The 19,129-nt window shown below is 58.8% G+C and carries 15 protein-coding genes; 10 read left to right on the forward strand and 5 right to left on the reverse strand.

Features of this window, described 5'->3' with window-relative positions:
• Positions 1 to 4 precede the first annotated feature (4 nt).
• The 4 genes from kdpB to OHL11_RS15955 all read left to right on the forward strand — a co-directional run bounded on the left by kdpB (position 5) and on the right by OHL11_RS15955 (position 4,917).
• On the forward strand, positions 5 to 2,047 hold the full coding sequence (kdpB, locus tag OHL11_RS15940) for a potassium-transporting ATPase subunit KdpB (RefSeq protein ID WP_263372531.1): 2,043 nt from the start codon (positions 5 to 7) through the stop codon (positions 2,045 to 2,047).
• A gap of 12 nt (positions 2,048 to 2,059) precedes the next feature.
• Positions 2,060 to 2,632, forward strand: coding sequence for a potassium-transporting ATPase subunit KdpC (kdpC, locus tag OHL11_RS15945; protein WP_263372532.1), 573 nt, complete (start codon positions 2,060 to 2,062; stop codon positions 2,630 to 2,632).
• A gap of 105 nt (positions 2,633 to 2,737) precedes the next feature.
• The gene (locus OHL11_RS15950) at positions 2,738 to 4,150 is read left to right on the forward strand and encodes a porin (RefSeq protein WP_263372533.1); all 1,413 of its coding nucleotides are present in this window, start codon (positions 2,738 to 2,740) and stop codon (positions 4,148 to 4,150) included.
• An 83-nt stretch (positions 4,151 to 4,233) separates the two neighbouring features.
• The gene (locus OHL11_RS15955) at positions 4,234 to 4,917 is read left to right on the forward strand and encodes a response regulator transcription factor (RefSeq protein WP_263372534.1); all 684 of its coding nucleotides are present in this window, start codon (positions 4,234 to 4,236) and stop codon (positions 4,915 to 4,917) included.
• Between the two features lies 1 nt (position 4,918).
• Here OHL11_RS15955 and OHL11_RS15960 read toward each other — a convergent pair whose 3' ends face one another.
• Entirely contained in the window at positions 4,919 to 6,169 is a 1,251-nt protein-coding gene (locus tag OHL11_RS15960; RefSeq protein WP_263372535.1) for an arsenic transporter, read from the reverse strand.
• Between the two features lie 102 nt (positions 6,170 to 6,271).
• Here OHL11_RS15960 and OHL11_RS15965 point away from each other — a divergent pair, with 102 nt between their 5' ends.
• Positions 6,272 to 7,327: a bifunctional glycosyltransferase family 2/GtrA family protein gene (locus OHL11_RS15965; RefSeq protein ID WP_263372536.1), complete on the forward strand. Its 1,056-nt coding sequence runs from the start codon at positions 6,272 to 6,274 to the stop codon at positions 7,325 to 7,327.
• Here OHL11_RS15965 and OHL11_RS15970 read toward each other — a convergent pair.
• The 3 genes from OHL11_RS15970 to OHL11_RS15980 form a co-directional block, all read right to left on the reverse strand.
• Positions 7,324 to 8,679 (reverse strand): PepSY-associated TM helix domain-containing protein, encoded by a 1,356-nt coding sequence (locus tag OHL11_RS15970; RefSeq protein ID WP_263372537.1) that lies wholly within the window; start codon positions 8,677 to 8,679, stop codon positions 7,324 to 7,326. The two genes, OHL11_RS15965 and OHL11_RS15970, sit on opposite strands and share 4 nt — an antisense overlap.
• A gap of 72 nt (positions 8,680 to 8,751) precedes the next feature.
• The gene (locus tag OHL11_RS15975; protein ID WP_263372538.1) at positions 8,752 to 11,247 is read right to left on the reverse strand and encodes a TonB-dependent receptor; all 2,496 of its coding nucleotides are present in this window, start codon (positions 11,245 to 11,247) and stop codon (positions 8,752 to 8,754) included.
• Positions 11,248 to 11,393: 146 nt separating this feature from the next.
• Positions 11,394 to 11,792 (reverse strand): hypothetical protein, encoded by a 399-nt coding sequence (locus OHL11_RS15980; protein ID WP_263372539.1) that lies wholly within the window; start codon positions 11,790 to 11,792, stop codon positions 11,394 to 11,396.
• 258 nt (positions 11,793 to 12,050) lie between these two features.
• Between OHL11_RS15980 and OHL11_RS15985 the strand changes: the two genes are divergently transcribed.
• Genes OHL11_RS15985 through OHL11_RS17410 form a run of 5 tightly spaced genes read left to right on the forward strand, consistent with a single transcriptional unit; the run spans position 12,051 to position 18,116 of the window.
• Positions 12,051 to 13,586 (forward strand): phytoene desaturase family protein, encoded by a 1,536-nt coding sequence (locus OHL11_RS15985; RefSeq protein ID WP_263372540.1) that lies wholly within the window; start codon positions 12,051 to 12,053, stop codon positions 13,584 to 13,586.
• A complete protein-coding gene (locus OHL11_RS15990; RefSeq protein WP_263372541.1) occupies positions 13,583 to 15,073 on the forward strand; it encodes an aldehyde dehydrogenase family protein in 1,491 nt (496 codons plus the stop codon). Before OHL11_RS15985 ends, OHL11_RS15990 begins: the two co-directional genes overlap by 4 nt.
• On the forward strand, positions 15,074 to 16,579 hold the full coding sequence (locus OHL11_RS15995; protein WP_263372542.1) for a phytoene desaturase family protein: 1,506 nt from the start codon (positions 15,074 to 15,076) through the stop codon (positions 16,577 to 16,579). It begins immediately after the preceding gene.
• A complete protein-coding gene (locus OHL11_RS16000) occupies positions 16,576 to 17,655 on the forward strand; it encodes a glycosyltransferase (protein WP_263372543.1) in 1,080 nt (359 codons plus the stop codon). Before OHL11_RS15995 ends, OHL11_RS16000 begins: the two co-directional genes overlap by 4 nt.
• A complete protein-coding gene (locus OHL11_RS17410; RefSeq protein WP_390233845.1) occupies positions 17,652 to 18,116 on the forward strand; it encodes a glycosyl-4,4'-diaponeurosporenoate acyltransferase CrtO family protein in 465 nt (154 codons plus the stop codon). Before OHL11_RS16000 ends, OHL11_RS17410 begins: the two co-directional genes overlap by 4 nt.
• Here OHL11_RS17410 and OHL11_RS16005 read toward each other — a convergent pair.
• Complete coding sequence (locus OHL11_RS16005) at positions 18,106 to 19,104, reverse strand: LacI family DNA-binding transcriptional regulator (RefSeq protein ID WP_263372544.1); 999 nt, start codon at positions 19,102 to 19,104, stop codon at positions 18,106 to 18,108. The genes OHL11_RS17410 and OHL11_RS16005 overlap by 11 nt on opposite strands.
• Positions 19,105 to 19,129 lie beyond the last annotated feature (25 nt).

Raw genomic sequence — 19,129 nt, forward strand, 5'->3', positions numbered from 1 at the left:
CACAATGCCTACACAAGCAAAACGTCGCTCGCTGTTCGATAGCAAGATCGTTCGTCGAGCGAGCGTGGATGCGCTCACCAAGTTGAATCCTCGCTTGATGATGAAGAATCCGGTAATGTTCGTCGTTGAACTCGGCAGCGTGCTGACCACCGTGCTGCTGTTCTTGAACCGGGCGACGCGTCACGGCCACTTCAAGTTTGATCTTCAGATCACGCTATGGCTCTGGTTCACCGTGCTCTTTGCGAACTTCGCCGAAGCTATGGCGGAAGGTCGCGGCAAAGCCCAAGCCGACGCCCTACGTCAAGCGAAGTCGGAAACAACCGCGTACCTCCTCAGCAAAACGGGGAGCGTCGAGGAAGTTCCATCATCGAAGCTTCGGGTGGGTGACCTCGTGCGTGTACTTGCGGGCCAGATGATTCCTGGCGATGGCGAAGTGATCGAAGGTGTGGCGTCGGTGGATGAGTCCGCGATTACCGGCGAATCTGCCCCGGTAATTCGTGAAGCCGGTGGAGATCGCTCAGCAGTGACCGGAGGCACGCGCGTCCTATCGGATGTCATCACCGTACGCGTGACTTCGAACCCGGGCGAGACCTTTCTCGATCGCATGATTGCACTCGTCGAAGGCGCAGAGCGGCAGAAGACACCGAACGAGATCGCCCTGAACATCCTTCTCTCAGGGCTCACGATCATCTTCCTGTTAGCTGTCGTAACGTTGCAGCCGTTCGCGCTGTACTCAGGAGCACCGCAGACGATCTTCGTGCTGATCTCGCTACTTGTCTGTCTCATCCCTACAACGATCGGCGGGTTGCTATCAGCTATCGGCATCGCAGGCATGGACCGTCTCGTGCAACATAATGTCCTCGCAACCTCTGGCCGTGCCGTGGAAGCTGCGGGCGACGTCAACACTCTGCTGCTCGATAAGACCGGCACCATCACAATTGGCAACAGGCAGGCAGCAGAGTTCATCGCCGCACCGGGTGTATTTCCCGCCAAACTGGCAGATGCAGCGCAGCTTTCCTCACTCTCCGACGAAACGCCCGAAGGTCGCTCCATCGTGGTGCTCGCGAAGGAAGCCTACAACCTCCGTGGTCGCGAGCTGGCGTCACTCAACGCGGAGTTCATCCCGTTCTCTGCGACCACTCGAATGAGCGGCATCGAGACCGATGGTCGAAGCATCCGCAAAGGCGCCGTGGATGCGATCTCTCGGTATCTCCAGGAGCACGGCAACACGCTTCCCGGTGAAGTGCGTGCAGCCGTAGAAGAGGTTGCCCGCAAAGGCGGCACACCGTTAGTGGTCGCGGAGAACGGCCGCGCACTGGGCGTGGTCTACCTCAAAGATGTCGTTAAGGGCGGCATGAAGGAACGCTTTGACCAGCTTCGGTCGATGGGCATCCGTACCGTGATGATCACCGGCGACAATCCGCTTACCGCAGCGGCAATCGCTCGCGAAGCCGGCGTCGACGACTTCCTCGCCGAAGCCAAGCCCAAGGACAAGATGGACCTTATCAAGCGCGAACAGGCGGAGGGCAAGCTCGTGGCCATGACCGGCGACGGCACCAACGATGCCCCCGCGCTTGCACAGGCGGATGTTGGAGTTGCAATGAACTCGGGTACACAGGCCGCGAAAGAAGCGGGCAACATGGTCGATCTCGACTCCAACCCCACCAAGTTGATTGAGATCGTCGCGATCGGCAAACAGCTGTTGATGACACGAGGAGCATTGACGACATTCAGCATCTCCAACGACGTGGCGAAGTACTTCGCGATCATCCCCGCCATGTTCGCTGGTGTCTTTCCGGTGTTGAACGCCCTGAACATCATGCATCTCCACAACGCTGAGTCTGCGGTACTTTCCGCAGTCATCTTCAACGCCCTCGTCATCATTGGGTTGATCCCGCTCGCTCTGCGTGGGGTTGCGTACAAACCCATGTCCGCGGCAGCGATGCTTCAACGCAATCTGCTCGTATATGGCCTAGGCGGCATCATCGTACCTTTCATTGGCATCAAGGTCATCGACCTTGCAGTGACAGCCCTGCACCTGGCTTAGCCGAAGGAACAAATGAAGAAGCAAATCATAACAGCAACGCTCTACACCCTCGTCACCGCAGTGCTGCTGGGTATCGTTTACCCCGTCGTCATCACGGGCATCGCGCAGTTGACGATGCACCAGAAGGCGAACGGACAGCTCATCACTCAAAACGACATCATGGTTGGCTCAGCGCTCATTGGTCAGCCGTTTACAGGGGTCGGCTACTTTCATAGCCGCCCTTCGGCAGCGGGGACAGGGTATGACGCTACATCATCTGCTGGCTCAAATCTTGGCCCCACGAGCAAGGCTCTCGCCGACAGAGTGGCCGCCAGCGCTGAAATCAAGAGTAGTGGTGCCCCTGTTCCGGTGGACCTCGTGACGACCTCGGGCTCGGGCTTGGATCCGGATATCTCGCCAGCTGCCGCACTCTATCAAGTACCTCGCATCTCGCAGGAGCGGCACATCGCCAGCGCGCGAGTGGAACAGCTGGTCTACCAGAACGTGACACCACGTCAGTTCGGTCTGCTCGGCGAGCCGCGCGTGAATGTGCTTCATCTGAACCTTGCCCTGGACCATCTCTCGGCGGCTAACGCCAGACCTTAGAGAATCGCCGTGGAGGATACTTGCTCAGCGATACGGAGCAGCATCCAACGATGAACGGACATGAAATATGCTTCACACGACTGCTTTCCACACTCACGAGCCGAAATGAAGACACTGACCCTCGGCGAACGACAACGCGCGAGATTGCTCATCCTGATGCTCTTCGCTGCGGCGGTCTCAGCGTCGGCACAGACAGGCGCGCCTTCCACACAGAACGACAAACAAGGGTTTCTGGAGCGCTTCGTTAGCTTTTATCGAACAGACTGGAGTGGAGTTTCGCCCTCCGGTCCGGGAGCGCCGCGACGTGGTGTTCCCTCACCGCTGAACTCCCCGCCCTTCCCCAGTGCCGACTGGTCCTACGGCGGCTCGCCGACGATTGGCGAATCGGACGGCAACGTCTATCCGTTACAAACAGCCATCAACGGTGCACGAACTCGAACCAAGGTGTACGGCTGGATCGAGCCGACAGCGAACCTCTCTACCTCGCGAGACCGAAACTATCCCGAGACGAATGACATCTACTCAAATCGCGTAGAGCTGGGCCAGGCGGTGGTGTACGTAGAGCGCTTGCCCGACTCGGTGCAACGTGACCACATCGACTGGGGTTTCCACCTCACCGGTTTCTTCGGCACCGACTATCGCTCCACAACCAATAAAGGTTACTTCAGCAGCCAGCTTCTCGATCACAATCGCCAGTACGGCTTCGACCCGGTGCTCGAGTACGTCGATATCTACTTCCCACATGTGGGCCGAGGAATGAATCTTCGCGTGGGACGCTACATTTCGATTCCCGGCATTGAAGCGCAGCTCACGCCGAACAACTACATGTTCAGCCACTCGCTACTCTATGCCGTTGATCCGTTCACCGATACAGGTGCTCTCGCGACGATTCAACTCAACGACCGATGGACCGTGCAGGCCGGAGTATCGGCTGGGCACGATGTTGCCCCGTGGACTACAGATGCGAAGCCCGCGTTCACAGGCTGTGTGAGCTATACCACTCAGAGCGTGAATGATAATTTCTATCTTTGCGCGAACGGCATCAACGATGGCAAGTACGCCTTCAACAATCTCCAGATGTATGACGCCACCTGGTATCACAAGATCGGAAGCACCTGGCATCTGGCGACAGAGGTCTACTCGATGTCGCAGCGTGATGTCCCCAGCATCAACGGTTCGATCGTCCCGGAAAAAGGAACCAACGGCGCCAACTGCAGGCTGGGCTTGCAGCGGTGCTTCGCTCCTGAGTGGGCGGCGGTCAACTACGTGAACAAGCAGCTATCGCCACATGATTTCATTTCTTTGCGAACGGATTTTTTGAATGACAAGAAGGGCCAACGCACAGGGCACGCCACCAAATACAGCGAAGAGACACTGATGTGGAGCCATTGGATCGGTACCACCGTGCAGATCCGCCCAGAGCTTCGGTTCGACCACGCGTGGGACAGGCGGGCCTATGACAACGGCACGCGAACCAATCAATTCACCGTGGCCTCGGATGTCGTCTTTCATTTTTAGGCCGCCGCAACGCCCGGCTGTACTCTCGAAAATATTTTGAAGAAGCGCCTTGGCCGCAGGACAATGAAGAGCGAGGAACCTGCATGAGCCGCATTTTGGTCGTGGATGACGAACCGCAGATTGCGAGGATGCTGCGCACTGCTCTGCAAAGCAGCGGGTATGAAGTCATCACCGCCAGCAACGGTCTTCAGGCATTTGAGCTCGTTCAGCAGCAAAACCCCGACCTCATCATCACCGACTTAGCAATGCCGGAGATGGATGGTCTTGAACTCACGCAGGCGCTTCGGCGCGTCGTGGACACACCCATCATTGTGCTCAGCGTAAAGTCGACGGACACCATGAAGGTGATGGCGCTGGACGAGGGTGCGGATGACTACCTCACGAAGCCCTTCAATATGCCGGAGCTTCAGGCGCGAGTGCGAGCGCAGTTACGTCGAAGACTTACGAAATTCCAAACCGTTGACGATTGCATCACGGAAGGTGACTTTGTCATCGACACCAGCGCACACTCGGTCACAGTGCGCGGAGAACTCGTCCATCTCACGCCCAAGGAATTCGATCTCCTCCTGGCGTTTGCGCGGAGTCCCAGCCGAGTACTCACACACCGGGTACTGCTGCGCACGGTATGGGGTCCTGCAGGTGTCGATCAGCCTGACTATCTCCGTGTGCTGGTGGCACAGTTGCGTAAGAAGATCGAATCGGATGCAACACCGCGGTACGTGGTCAGCGAGCCGTGGGTGGGGTATCGCTTTGAACCGAACGGCTGATTTAGTGATTCGCAACGAGAAGCGTGAGCAAGCTGGCCACAAGTGCCACCGGCATTGCGATGAGGCCCATCTTCAAGAATTGCCAGCCGCTCATCTCGACGCCTTCCTTGCGCAGCTCCAGCATCCAGAGAATCGTTGCAAGCGAACCCGTTACCGATAGATTCGGTCCGAGGTCGACACCAATCAAAACCGCTCTCGTCATCAGAGGCGAAGTGTGAGAAGCGGCAAGCGCAGCCCCAGCGAGCAAACCAGCGGGCAAATTGTTCACCACGTTGTTGCCGAGCGCGACGGACAGGCCCGCGAGCATCGGTCCGCCGTGACGGCTCACGTTGTCGGCCCACTGCAGCGCCCTCGTGCTGAGCGTGAGCGCTCCGATGCGTTCCGCGGCCTCCACCAGAATGAAGAGCGCGGCGACGAGCGCAATGGTCTGCCAGCTCACCTCACGCAGCAGTTTCAGCGGCGAAAGCCGATCGCGCCAGCAGCTCCAAATCGCAACGGCGACGGCAGCGAGGCAGGTCGGTACGCCGAGATCCCAATGAAGCGCGGAGGCGCTGAGCATGACGATGCACGCAAAGCCAAGGCCGATCAGGGTTCCCTTCCCGGCGGAAGAAAGAGGCTGCGCTTCCTGGCATGGCTCCAAGGCCGGCGAAAGATCCTCGCGAAAGGCCCACCGCAGCACGGCATACGTGGCGATGATCGACGCGATCGAAGGCAGCAGGAAAGAACTCAGCCAACTTCCGAGCGGCGGTATGGCCTTCGAAAACACGACGAGGTTCGCTGGATTAGAAATGGGTAGAACAAACGATGCCGCATTCGCCACCATCGCGCACGCAAAGAGAAACGGCAGTGGCTGAGCCTTCGCTCTCCGCACCGTTGCGAGTACCGCAGGGGTCAGCACAACCGCAGTCGCATCGTTTGACATGAGGATCGTCGTGAGCGTGCCGAACCCATAGATCAGGAGGAAAAGTCTCGCCGCAGAACCTCGAGCCGCGTGGGCTGAGAGAGATGCAACCCAGTCGAAGACGCCATTCTCCCTGGCCACGGCAGGAAGCAGCATCATGCCGATCAGGAAGAAATAGACGTCACTCCCCTTCGCAATCGCTCGACCAGCCTCATGCCACGGAAGAAAACGGCAGAGAACAAGCAGCAGCGCACCGCTGCCGGCCCATACGACCTCTGGAAGTCGCCACGGTCGCCACAGCATGAGCAGGATACTGACGGCCACGATGGCCGCGATAAAAATGACATTCACCTTCGCGAAGTCCTTCTTTTCACGGGTTAGATGCGCGCCGACTCACTTATGTCGTCGGCAGAGAACAAGAAGCTCTGATACGCTAACCAGCGAATGACAACCGTGGCTCCAGGCGTTCTAGGAAACATCGCAGCGCTCTTACCTGCGTGGCAGCCGGAACATGCCTTGCTCGCCACGGTGCGCGAACTGCAAGGTGCAGACTTCGGAACAATCGTCGTTGTGGATGATGGCAGCGGCGAGGCGTCGCAGGCTATATTTTCCGCGCTCCGTGAAGCCGGCGTACCAGTCCTCCGGCACGCAGTGAACCTTGGCAAAGGGCGCGCGCTCAAGTCGGGGTTCAACTACATCCTCGCAAGCTACCCGCAGATACAAGGCGTCGTCACAGCCGATGCCGATGGACAGCACCTCACGCAAGACATCCTCGCCACCGCAGAGGCGCTCGCCCGTTCCATCCATTCACAACCGACGGTCACGCTTGGCGTTCGCAGCTTCGACACGGACGTTCCCTTCCGCAGCCGCTTCGGCAATACGCTCACGCGGTGGATCTTCCATCTCGTCACAGGCACACAGGTCACCGACACGCAGACCGGACTCCGAGGATTTCCCACGGCTCTGTTACCCGAGCTGTTGCCGCTCGAAGGCGAGCGCTACGAGTACGAGATGAACGTGCTCACACATCTCTGCCGTCGTGGTCATCGTCCGCTGGAGGTACCCATCCAGACGGTTTACATCGACTCCAATCGATCGTCGCACTTCAACCCGATTCGCGACTCGATGCGCATCTACTTCGTGCTGGCGCGCTTCTATTTCTCGTCGATCCTGGCAGCGGTGCTGGACCTCTTGCTCTTCGCGCTCGCCTATGAGGCGACGAAGAACCTTGCGCTCTCCATCGTGATCGGCCGCACGAGCTCTCTGCTCAACTTCCTGTTGAACCGCAGCTTCGTCTTCCACAATCGCGGGTCCGTGGCGAACTCTCTGCTTCGCTACTACGCCCTGGCCGCATGCATCGCTGGACTGAGCTACGGCCTGCTTTGGCTGCTCACTCATCAGGCGCACTGGAACATATTCGTTGCGAAGCTCTGCGTTGATACACCGCTCTCGCTGGTGAGCTTTGCCGTGCAACGAACATTCATCTTCCGTCGCGCGAACCGCGATTAGGCCGCATGCCGTAGCCCGAGCCATCGCCCGGCGGCGGTCATCCTCGAAAGCACGTAGCGCTCTAAGAGCAACACAAGGAGCGACGAAATCAGGAACGCAGGCAGATACAGTAATAACGCGAACATCGGTACGATCAGCGCAACCGTCCAGCGCGGCCTCGAGATCGCAATAGGAGCTCCGAGCGAGCCGACATGCCGGCGCTTCCACCACATGACAGCCGCACTCACACAGAGCAGCACGAGTCCCATCGCAGCGAACAGACCTAACAACTGATTCGCCACGCCGAACAGCTGCCCTTCATGCGCGGCGACGCCCACGCCGACGATGCGATCCAGCAGTAATCGCTGCGCAAAGCCTTGGCGACTTTTGATGGCTCCTGTCTTTGGATCAGCTCGGAGCACGACACGCTGTGGGCGATTTTGTGCATCGGACTTGATCGTCCACGATCCGCCAGGCAGCATCGCCGGCATGATTTCGACCGGAGAGGCGAGCTTCAAGTCCTGCGCTACAGGAACCAGCTGGTTCAAGGGCGCGTAAGCATCCGGCGCGGTCATGTGATGCATCCAGTGGCCGGTATGCCCGGAGTGTTCCATGCCCGGCATCGCGTCCATCAAGCTCGTGCTGTTGTTGTTCAGTGCCGCACGATCTGTGTTCTCACCACTGCGACTGGTCGCCCAGTCCTGCCGGGCGACTCCCGTTCCAGTGAGCGAACGCATGCCCTTGAAATAGCTGCCCCATCCCGCGGCCCACGGCAGACCCGTAAGGATAAGAAAGAGAGCGAGCGCGGAGATCCACAATCCCGTCACGGCGTGCAGGTCGCGCCAGAAGAGTCGGCTACCCTTTCGCAGGCGAACGTAGAGCACTCCAGCGAGACTGTCTATCTGTCGCGGCCACCAAAGATACACTCCCGTGACGAGCAGGACCACCGCCCACGAGGCCGCTAGCTCGACCAGATAAGAGCCGAGCTTGCCTGCCATCAATTCGCCATGCAGATAGAAGAGCACCCGCATCGGCCGTCTGTCTTCCTCGACGGTATGCAGCACCGCGCGCGATTGCGGGTGCACATACACGCGATACTCCTTCGTCCCTACACCAACGATCACACGCACAGCCGCATGGTCACTGGGTGGGAGCTCGTAATAGTGCAGGCTCGCTCCCGGCACGGCAGCTACGGCGACCGTCGCAATTTGCTCTGGCGTCGCGCGGGCGCCGTCGACCGTCAGGTGGTCGTAGGGCCTGTCGAGCCAGCGTTCAATCTGCGGCTTGAAGAGATAGATCGAGCCTGTCAGCGCGAGCCAGATCACGAGAGGGATGCAGAATAGACCGGCGTAGAAGTGCCAACGCCAAATCATCCTGTAGGTCCGACGTCCCTGCTCTTCTCTGCTGCTGGAATGATTGAGTGTCTTCATCATCATCGTCGCCCGCTAGAAGCGCAGGCGAACGCCTCCGTACGACGCACGCGGCGTCCCCGCATAGATTGAGCCCGTAACACTCGCCAGCACGCTCGCATCGTTCTGCTGGCCAGCAGCATTCAGCGTGTTGGTAATGTTGCCCGCAGACGCGACGTAGGTCACGTTCGCAAGGTTCTGCAGATCGAAGAAGAACCGCAGCCGCGAAGCCAGCCCATGCTTCGCAGGAGGATCGTAATGAAGGCTGAGGTTCAACAGATTATTGCCCGGCGCCTTCAGCAGGTTTCCGTTGTCGAGATAAAAAGCATCGCGCCAACCGTCTTCCAGATAGCCTCCAAACCCGCGAAGCATGCCGCTCGGCTGATCGTAGAGGATGCGAGCGTTGAGTGTGTGAGGCTGCACCCCGGGAATGCGAAGTCCCGCGCGCGCGAAGCTCGCCGTGACTCCGCTGCTCGTCAATTGCTCCGTGTAGTTGGTGTAAATCTGGTTGTCGTAGGTATAAGCTCCACGCATCCTCAAGCCCGGCAGCGCGTGAACCAGCGGATGAAGGTCGACTCCCAACTCAACACCACGATGAGCAGAGGCTGGTGCGTTGAAAGTAAAGCTCTGCAGGTTCACGCCAGGAGATTGCGTCACCATCTCGTTGCGAAACCACTCATAGAAGATCGTCCCCGAGAGCGTCAGGACGTTACTCAGTGTCAGGTCGGCTCCTCCCTCGACACCGATATTGCGTTGCGTTTTGAGCGTCGTGTTGTTGCCGAACAGTCCTTGCGGCGTCGTGAACAGTTGGGTCGCCTGCGGCGTGCCATAGCCGGTACCTATGCGTCCGTGCAGCTTCCACACACTCGTGGGACGATACTGCACACCAAACTCGGGGGCCACGTTGAAGAAGTTCCGATCACCGCGTACAGGATTGATGGCCGTGGAGATCGTCAGCGGCGAACTCGTAGCCACCGTATAGGTGAAGTTGTTCGCGACCGCAGCGAGCTGGGTGTATTCACCTCCGACACCTGCAACGAGAGTCCATTGAGGGGCGAGCGCATACTCGGCGCGCAGGTGGAAACCTGTGTTGAAATGATCACCTTGAATCGTCTGCGTCGGTGCACCGATGGCAGCGTTCCCGCCAGGCATGAGGTTCGCGCTGGTTGAGCTGATGTTTTCGTAATTGAAGAAGCCTCCCACGTAGGTAGTCGACTCCTTGCCCCCGAGCTTGCCGTGGCGCAGCCGGTCACTCACCACGTTGAACGACGGCAGCGTTCCACGGTATGCCGAAGCACTCGTCGGCTGATTCGCAACGCGGTCGTCCCACACGAACTGCGTTTGCCACGTGGTGTCGGCGCTCACATCATGCTCATATCGGGCACCCACGATCGTACGACGATCATGTCGATTCAGCCCGGCCTCCGCTGCAGCCAATGATTGCCTGGTGCCAGTAAATCCGTTGGTGAATACGCTCACACTTGCGCAGCCGTTTACTGCGAAGGCGCTGCTATATACGGCACAACCGCGCTGATAGGGATTCAACGCGTATTGCGTGCGCGAGAGTCGGATGGAGAGGTTCGTATCCAGGTTATTGTTGATGAACTTGAACGTCATACGATCGCGGGGCGTTGCTGCAAAACTCGCCAGGATGTTGGCCGTGATGGTGTTGAACTGATTGTTCGACGTCGCCTGCTCGGCGCGGACGTTGCTCAGGAAGACGGCGAGCTGATAGCGCTCGCTGCCGGTACCATAGGTGACATAGTCGTTGAAGTATCCAAAGCTGCCGAAGTCCGCTCCTACCTCGACGCCGTGGATGTCACTTCCCGAACGCGTATGGAAGTTGATTGCTCCTCCGGTGGCGTAGTTGCCGTAGAGCGCAGAGGACGGCCCCTGTACGACATCCACGCCGCTATACGCGTGAGGATCTGTGAGGTCCATGCGGGCAAGCCCATCCGGCTGGGTTACGGGAAAGCCATCCTCAAAGACCTGCACGTTGCGGACGCCGTAGGTCTGGCGCGTGCTCGATCCTCGGACAGAGACCGCGATATCGCGAGGACCGTTGCCCGTCACGAAACTGACGCCCGGCATGAGGCTGACGATGTCCGCAACCGTGATCGCCGGCGAGTTCTTGAACTCCTCCCGGCTCACCGCAGTGTGCGTCTGGCTCGTCGGCAGCTCGGTGACCAGCGCGGTCTGCGCATCTACCGTAACGCTCTGTGACAACGACGCCACTGACAGTGTCGTGCGCAACGCAACCGGAGTGCCTGCGCGCAAAGTCATACTCTGCAAGCTCGTCTGGAAGCCTTCGCGGCTGACGCGCACCATGTAAGCGCCTGCGGGGACATCCGCGAAAGAAAAGTGTCCCGTAGCGTCCGACGCTCCACAAAACAGAGTTTGTCCGCCTTGCGAAACCTCAACCTGCGCGCCGACAACAGCTGCACCAGCTCCGTCCAGAACGACCCCGGAGAGACTACTGTTCACCTGCGCAGACGCGCAGCACGATCCCAGGGCCGCAACGGTCGCGGCCACGTACATATATCTATGCCGAAGCAAAATTTCCTCACATTCGTCGCTGACGCTCAAGGAGCTTCATTCGCCTCGTAGGCCAATGGCTCGATGAAGCGCTCGCAGGCCCAAGCCCGCATCGCGTTGACCAAGTGCACGCGCACTCGGATTTAGTTCGAGAGAGAGGAAACTACCGGGGGGCCGCGCTTATGGCGAGAGCGTTCACGCGAAATCCGCATGGCGGACTCAGCCTGACGAACGATGTCGGGCTGACGCTCGAGACTCGGCGCGCGGAAAGCGACGTAAGTCATCGGCAACATCATCGGCTGATGATCAGCAACATGCATCATCGGCGCGTACGGGCATTTCTCTACCGGAGCCGAAAAGTGCGGCTGCGAGCTGCTGGAGTCAGAGCCGCCCGCCATGTTCATGCTGCAATGATGCTTGCCGCCGCGGCGGCAGCACGCAGGCAAATTCGCTTCACTCTTCGGCGTAAGCGCAAAGAGCGAGGAAGCAAATGGCAGTCCGAAGATTGCCAGCAACGTGATGGCGATGAGCTTGCGCAACATCTCCATTGAAGCACCTGCGACACTACACGGCAATCCTCGTCTGCAGAGGACCTCCGATAATCGTGGCGCTTCCTCGATGCAGCTCAAATCACTGCGACGAATGCGGTAACTCTGGCCTTCCAACCACTTCGCGCTTCCCTGCATCCGAGGAGCAAGTGTATCTTGCTGAAAACGTCGTGTTTTTATCGCCTCCTGCGGATCGAACGCTGCACCAAGCGCTAGATCCGTGCTCTTGGTGAAGTTGTCCCGAAGGATCGTATGCCCAAGAAGATTGCCATTGTCGGCGCTGGCCCCGGTGGTCTCGCCTCCGCCATGCTCCTTGCTTCACGAGGCTTTGCAGTAGACGTTTACGAGAAGGCCAATCGTATCGGCGGCCGCAACGCGGAGCTCACGCTCGGGCCGTACCGCTTCGATCTCGGTCCGACATTCCTGATGATGAAGTTCCTGCTCGACGAGCTCTTTCAGGAGACCGGTCGCGCCATCGAGGACTATCTCACCTGCATTCAGTTGGACCCGATGTACCGCCTCAACTTCCCCGGCAAGTCATTGCTTGCGCGTTCCGATCCCAACGACATGCGCGTAGAGATCGAGCGGGTGTTCCCCGGCGAAGGAGCGGCACTCGATCAATTCCTGAAGCGCGAGAGCGAACGCTTTGAGAAGCTTTACCCGTGCTTGCAGAAGCCCTATGGCTCGCTGAGTTCCATGCTGAGCGCAACGCTCTTTTCTGCTGTGCCGCATATCGCCATGGGCCGGTCCCTCTTCGATGTGCTCGGCAAATACTTCCGCTCTGAAGAGCTTCGCCTCGCATTCACGTTCCAGTCGAAGTACCTCGGCATGTCCCCCTGGGACTGTCCCGGTCTCTTCGCGATGATCCCTTACACCGAGCACGCGCACGGAATCTATCACGTGCAGGGTGGGCTCTGCCGCATCAGCGACGCCTTCGCCGAGGTCGCTCGCGAAGAGGGTGCGCGGATCTTCACCTCGACGCCGGTACACCGGGTGCTGACCAAGAACGGTGCCGCCACCGGCATTGAATTGATGGACGGAGAAAAACGCGAGTACGACGAAGTTGTGATCAACGCCGACTTCGGACACGCAATGTCGACGCTCTTCGAGCCCGGCACGCTGCGCAAATACACACCCGATACGCTGAAGCGCAAACGCTGGTCCTGCTCCACCTTCATGCTCTACCTTGGCGTAGACAAGACCTACCCCGACTCCGACCACCACACCATCATTTTCGCGAATGACTACCAGCGCAATCTGGCAGACATCTCGCAACGCAAGATCGCCTCGGAAGACGTGTCGGTATACGTGCGAAACTCCGTGGTGAATGACCCTTCTACTGCTCCCGAAGGTCACTCTGCGCTCTACGTCCTGGTGCCCACGCCGAACAACTTCAGCGAGATCGATTGGGAGATGAAGAAGTCCGACTATCGAAAGATGGCGCTGCAACTGCTCAAGGAACGTTCGGTATTCCACGACATTGAGGAGCATATCGTCGCGGAACAGATTGTGACGCCCGCGGACTGGGAGCGCAACTCGGTCTACGCCGGAGCGACCTTCAACATGGGCCACAACTGGACACAGATGCTCTACCTTCGACCGCATAATAAGTTCGAAGAGGTCGACAACTGCTATCTCGTTGGAGGCGGCACTCATCCCGGTTCGGGCTTGCCGACGATCTTCGAATCAGCACGCATCGCCGCGAACATGCTCTGCGCCAAGTACCGCGTTCCCCATCGCGAAGCCACGCCATATGGGCAGATCGCTTTCGCGGAACCAGCACAATGAAGAACGAGGTGATCGCTCGATCACGCCGCGCAGGAGAACTCTGGGCCGCATCCTCCTGGCGTTCTCGCCATGCCATGCTCGCGCGACTTGCAGACGTGTTCGTCGAGCGCCAGGAGGAGATCGTTGATGCGATCGTCGCAGACACGGGCAAGCCTCCGCTCGATGCGCTGGGTGGAGATCTTCTGGTTACGCTGGAGCACTTCCGCTTCTACGGAAATCATGCCGAAAGAATTCTGTCGCCGCTTCGCCTGGGACGCAGCCGCTTGCTCTTTGGCTCTGCCAGATTTACGCGCTACTATGAGCCGCATGGAGTCGCGCTGATCTATGCACCCTCGAACTATCCGCTACAGCTCTCGATGGTTCCTGCACTCACTGCACTCTACGCTGGCAACGCCGTCGTGCTGAAGATGAGCGAGCAGACACCGCATCTTGCGGCTGTCCTGCAGGATCTGATGCAAACAGCAGGGCTGCCGCAACACCTTCTTCAAGTATTCACCGATGCGCCCGACTCTGCAGGAGACTACCTCGAGGCGCGGCCTGACTTCGTGTGCTTCACCGGGAGCACGCACAATGGGCGAATGCTGGCAGAGCGCGCGGGTCGGCTCCTCATTCCCTCACTGATGGAGCTTGGTGGCAAAGATGCCGCCATTGTCTTCGCAGACTGCTCGCTGCCACGCACGATTGAAGGCGTTGTTTACGGAGCATTCCTTCATAGCGGACAGGTGTGCGTGGGCATTAAGCGAGTCTTCGTCGAAGAATCTCTTTACGAAAGCTTTGTCGCGAAGCTCGTAGAGCGCATCCGGCAGTTGCGACCGGTGCAAGCGGATTCGGGTGAAATGTCAGCGAGTTTGTCAGATGCTTTACGAACTCGACTCGCTTCTCAAATCGACGAGGCCGTTCAGCGCGGAGCACGAGTGCTCCATGCGCAAGACCTGACGGGACGCTTCCCCGTCATACTGACGGATGTACCTAACGACGCTACGCTCCTACGTGATGAGAGCTTCGGCCCCATTCTCTGCATCGGCAAATTCGATGCGGAAGAAACGGCAGTACGCCGCGCCAATAGCGGCGACTTCGCTCTGGGAGCCAGCATCTGGACGCGCGACCTGCGCAAAGCACAACGCGTTGCGAGCGCACTTCGCGCGCCTAATATCGCCATCAACGATGTGATCCGCAATATCGCCAACCCCGAGGCCCCCTTTGGCGGCAATGGTGCCAGCGGCTACGGACGTTATCACGGCGCTGAAGGCCTGCTTACATTCAGCAAGACGAAAGTTGTCATGACGCAACGCGCTCGCAAGACACGCGAACGCCACTGGTTTCCTTTTCTCCCTGCAACCTATCGCCAGCTCAGCATCATCATTCGCGTCCGCCATTCGCGAATCGGAAGATGGTTCGGCGCGTTTGCCTTTGCCATGGCCTTAATGACGCCCTACCTCGTAGGCGCGACTCACGCTCACACCTCAACACTCCAGACGGAGATGTAAATGTCGAAACCTCTTACCGCGGTCGTGATCGGAGCTGGCATCGGTGGCATGTCCGCTGCTATACAGCTCCAGAAGGCCGGCATCCAGGTCACTCTCGTCGAAAAGAACGGGCAACTCGGCGGCAAGCTGAACCTGCTCGAAACACAAGGCTTCAAATTCGATCTTGGCCCCTCCATCTTCACGCTGCCGCAGGTCTTTCGACCTCTGTTTGAAGGCGATGGAAAAACCCTCGAAGACTATGTGCCGCTCGAGCGAGTAGACCCGCAATGGCGAAATTTCTTTGAGGACGGAACCGTACTCGACCTGTGGGAACGGACGGAGACGATGCGCTCCGAGCTGTCTAGACTCCCGGATGCAGGGACAGCGTTTGATGACTACGAACGCTTCGTCGCGTACTCCAAGCAGCAGTACGACGTCGTCGAGCGCGGCTATCTTCGCGAAGGCCTTGATGGCTTCTGGGAACTGATTCGCTTCTACGGTCTCATGGGCGGACGCGAAATGGACTGGATGCACTCGATGTCCGGCGCGGTGAACAGCCGCGTTCGCAATCAGTATCTGCGCGACATCTTCAATTACTTCATCAAGTACGTCGGCTCGTCTGCGAACGACTCGCCAGGCTTCATGAACCTGATGCCGTACATCCAGCTAGGCTTCGGGCTCTGGTATGTCAAGGGTGGTCTGTACGAATTCGCGCGAGGTTTTGAGCGGCGACTGCGTGAACTGGGCGTCGAGGTTCTTCTGCAGACAGAGGCAACACGCATCACTCAAGAGGGTGACCGTGTCTCTGGCGTCGAATTGCGTGACGCACAGGGCGCGACTACCTTCGTTCCCGCAGATTTCGTCATCTCAAATATGGAGGTCATCCCTGCATCAGAACGTCTTCTGCAACAGACGCCTCGGCAGCTGAAGCGGCTCTCGCGGTTTGAGCCAGCATGTTCGGGAATCGTTCTTCATCTCGGACTCGACCGCGAGTATCCGCAACTCGCCCACCACAACTTCTTTTATTCGAAGGACCAGTCGCAGCACTTCGATCGCGTCTTCCATGAGAAGCGGCTCCCGGACGATCCGACAATCTACCTCGTTGCGCCTACACGCACCGATCCTTCGCAGGCGCCGGCGGGATGCGACAACATCAAGATTCTCCCGCATATTCCACCGCTACAGTCCAAGCGCCCATACACCTATGAAGACTGTGTGGCACTGAAAGAGTTATGCCTGGACAAGCTCGAACGGATGGGCCTTACCGATCTTCGCAAGCACATCATCGTCGAAGACTTTTGGACGCCGTTTGATATTGAGAAGACCTACTACTCAAATCGCGGATCCATCTACGGGGTCGTCTGCGACCGCCGCCACAACTTCGCGTTCAAGGCTCCGAAGCGAAGCGCCGACTTCAAGAACATGTTCTTCGTAGGCGGCAGCGTCAATCCCGGCGGCGGCATGCCCATGGTGTCCCTCAGCGGTCAGCACGTGGCCCGCATGATTCTCGAGCAAATAGAGCAATGATCTGGTGGCTTCTCTTCAGCGCGATTGGCTTGATCAGCGGATTCGTTCTGATGACGCGGGCGCCCGCCATCGACAACAAGCCTACGCATGAACCGGGAGAAGTTCACCGCCCCCTTTCGATCATCATCCCCGCGCGCAATGAGGAGCGGAATATCGCCAAGCTGCTTGCGTCGATTGGCTGCTCGCCCGCGCTCGAGGTGATCGTGGTGAACGACAGCTCGCAGGATGCAACCGCAGAGGTTGCACGGTCCCTCGGGGCAAGAGTGATTCGTCCGACCGCTCTTCCTGACGGGTTCACCGGAAAAGCATGGGCCTGCACAGAAGGCGCGCGCGTCGCGAGCCATGAACTACTTCTTTTTCTCGACGCGGATACACAGTTCGATGGCGGTGGCCTGCACGCGTTGTCCCACATGGCTGGTCTGAGTGACATGCAGAACAGCGCGCTATCCGTCTTTCCGTTCACCGCAACAGAGAGATCCTACGAAGAGTTGTCGCTCTTCTTCAACCTGCTGATGGCGTTCGGAACCGGAGGGTTTGGCAGCTTCCGAGAAAGCCACCTGTTCGGTCAGTCTCTCCTCATTAGTCGAGAGAACTACTGGAAGGTCGGCGGCCACGCCTCAGTCGGACGGCACGTGCTCGAGAACCTGCATCTGGCGTCGAAGCTCCGCGAAGCAGGTGTGACACCTGTTTGTCGCGTGGGTCGCGGAACACTCAGGATGAGGATGTTCCCTGACGGCTTTCGGCAACTCGTTTCGAGTTGGACGAAGGCTTTCGCAAACGGCGCGCAAGTGACAGACAGAAAGGTTCTGCTCGTCTCGATCGTGTGGCTCTCGGCGCTCTCCTCTGCGGCGCTCATCCCGTTCTTTGCCCACGGCGCGTTCTTCTCATGCTCGCTCGCGTTGTACGTGCTCGCGAGCATTGAGGTCTTCTTCTTCGCTCGACAGATAGGCTCGTTTCGGCTCTACAGCTGCGTCCTCTACCCCGTGCCGCTGGTGTTCTTCTTCGGCATCTTCGCTCGCTCCGCGTATCGTCGCGCTATGAATCGCCCGAGCGAATGGAAGGGGCGCGCAGTATGAAGCCCGCGCTCACGGCGGTCCTGGACATCACTCTGTGGCCGGTTGTGCAACTGACCATCAGCGCGCTTATCCTGCGTGTGCCCTTGCAGCGCTTCGAGCATGACAATGTCCTGACGGAGATAAGTCAGCCTCGACGCGCAGCCAGATTCTATCGGCATCTCCGCGTACCACAGTGGAAAAGGCACTTACCGGACGGCGCAAGCTGGCTGGGAGGCGCGCGAAAATCTCTCCGCTCATTCGACGTGCGCGACTCGCAGCGTTTCCTCGCAGAAACTCGACGCGCGGAGCTTGCACACTGGCTGCAACTCTGCTGTGCACCTGTCTTCTTCCTCTGGAACCCGCGATGGGCGTCCGTCGTTATCGGCGTTTATGCCGTGGCAGCGAACCTTCCGTGCATCCTCGCGCAGCGGTACAACCGAGCGATATTGCTACAGCGGAAACCCGCACCGACTAGGAGGTAATGCGGGCGGTCGAGTCGCGGACTACAAGCCGTGGCAAGATCACTTCGGTCTGCGCCGATGCGTTGGCGTCACGGCCATGATGCAAAGCGAAGAATGCTCGTGTCGCGATGTCGAGCCGCGAGAGATGCAACGTCGTGAGCGCCGGCTGCACAATCTCACTGAAAATGAGATCGTCAAAGCCGACGACCGACAAGTCCTTTGGAACCGAATATCCCAGGCGCTGCGTGGCGTGCAGTAGGCCCACAGCCGTCATGTCATTCGAGCAGATGACTGCGGTAGGTCGTTGCTTCATGCTGAAGATGCTTTCGGCGGCGGCTTGACCGCCGGTCATCTTATGATCGCCTTCGAAAATGAAACGCTCATTCGCCTTCAGTCCGCCCAAACGAAGAGCCTCGACGAACGCCTGGCGACGCCTGGCAGCCGAACTTAACGTCGGTGGCCCTGCCACGAAGCCGATCCGCTTATGCCCCAGCATCAGCAGGTGATCCACCGCTTCCTTCAGCCCATTCAGATAATCCACCGTGATGTTGTGCACGTCACCGAGCAGCACCGGCTGATTCAGGAACACCGCAGGAATACGCGCGTCGCGAATGCGCTGGATCGCGGCCTCACTCACTTCCGACGTAAGCACAGCAACGGCTGCGACGTTTCTCTCGAGCAGACGGCGCACGCTGGCCAACATCCGGTCTTCGCTGTAACCGCTATTGGCAAAGGTGACGTCAATGCCGTGCTCGGTCGCCAACGCCTCAAACTGCTCGATGAGATCGGGAAAGAAGGGGTTGCGGATGTCAGAGACGATCAGGCCATAGACATTGCTGCGCCCGGACCGCAGGCTCCGAGCGCTGTTGTTAGGAATGTATTCGAGCTCGCGAATCGCGTCGCGAACGCGCTGCGCCGTCTCTTCCCGCACCTTCTGCGGGTAGTTCAACACTCGCGAGACGGTGGCACTCGAAACGCCAGCGCGCTTTGCAACGGCAAGAATATCCATACAAGTCAGCTGCCGAATTATATCG

It is taken from the genome of Granulicella cerasi (assembly GCF_025685575.1).
GTDB classification, from domain to species: domain Bacteria; phylum Acidobacteriota; class Terriglobia; order Terriglobales; family Acidobacteriaceae; genus Granulicella; species Granulicella cerasi.

Excerpts from the sequence above, each read along its gene's own strand:
- kdpB (WP_263372531.1), top strand. The coding sequence starts at position 5 with ATGCCTACACAAGCAAAACGTCGCTCGCTGTTCGATAGCAAGATCGTT.
- kdpC (WP_263372532.1), top strand. The coding sequence starts at position 2,060 with ATGAAGAAGCAAATCATAACAGCAACGCTCTACACCCTCGTCACCGCA.
- OHL11_RS15950 (WP_263372533.1), top strand. The coding sequence starts at position 2,738 with ATGAAGACACTGACCCTCGGCGAACGACAACGCGCGAGATTGCTCATC.
- OHL11_RS15955 (WP_263372534.1), top strand. The coding sequence starts at position 4,234 with ATGAGCCGCATTTTGGTCGTGGATGACGAACCGCAGATTGCGAGGATG.
- OHL11_RS15970 (WP_263372537.1), bottom strand. The coding sequence starts at position 8,679 with ATGATTTGGCGTTGGCACTTCTACGCCGGTCTATTCTGCATCCCTCTC.
- OHL11_RS15980 (WP_263372539.1), bottom strand. The coding sequence starts at position 11,792 with ATGTTGCGCAAGCTCATCGCCATCACGTTGCTGGCAATCTTCGGACTG.
- OHL11_RS15985 (WP_263372540.1), top strand. The coding sequence starts at position 12,051 with ATGCCCAAGAAGATTGCCATTGTCGGCGCTGGCCCCGGTGGTCTCGCC.
- OHL11_RS15990 (WP_263372541.1), top strand. The coding sequence starts at position 13,583 with ATGAAGAACGAGGTGATCGCTCGATCACGCCGCGCAGGAGAACTCTGG.
- OHL11_RS15995 (WP_263372542.1), top strand. The coding sequence starts at position 15,074 with ATGTCGAAACCTCTTACCGCGGTCGTGATCGGAGCTGGCATCGGTGGC.
- OHL11_RS16000 (WP_263372543.1), top strand. The coding sequence starts at position 16,576 with ATGATCTGGTGGCTTCTCTTCAGCGCGATTGGCTTGATCAGCGGATTC.
- OHL11_RS17410 (WP_390233845.1), top strand. The coding sequence starts at position 17,652 with ATGAAGCCCGCGCTCACGGCGGTCCTGGACATCACTCTGTGGCCGGTT.
- OHL11_RS16005 (WP_263372544.1), bottom strand. The coding sequence starts at position 19,104 with ATGGATATTCTTGCCGTTGCAAAGCGCGCTGGCGTTTCGAGTGCCACC.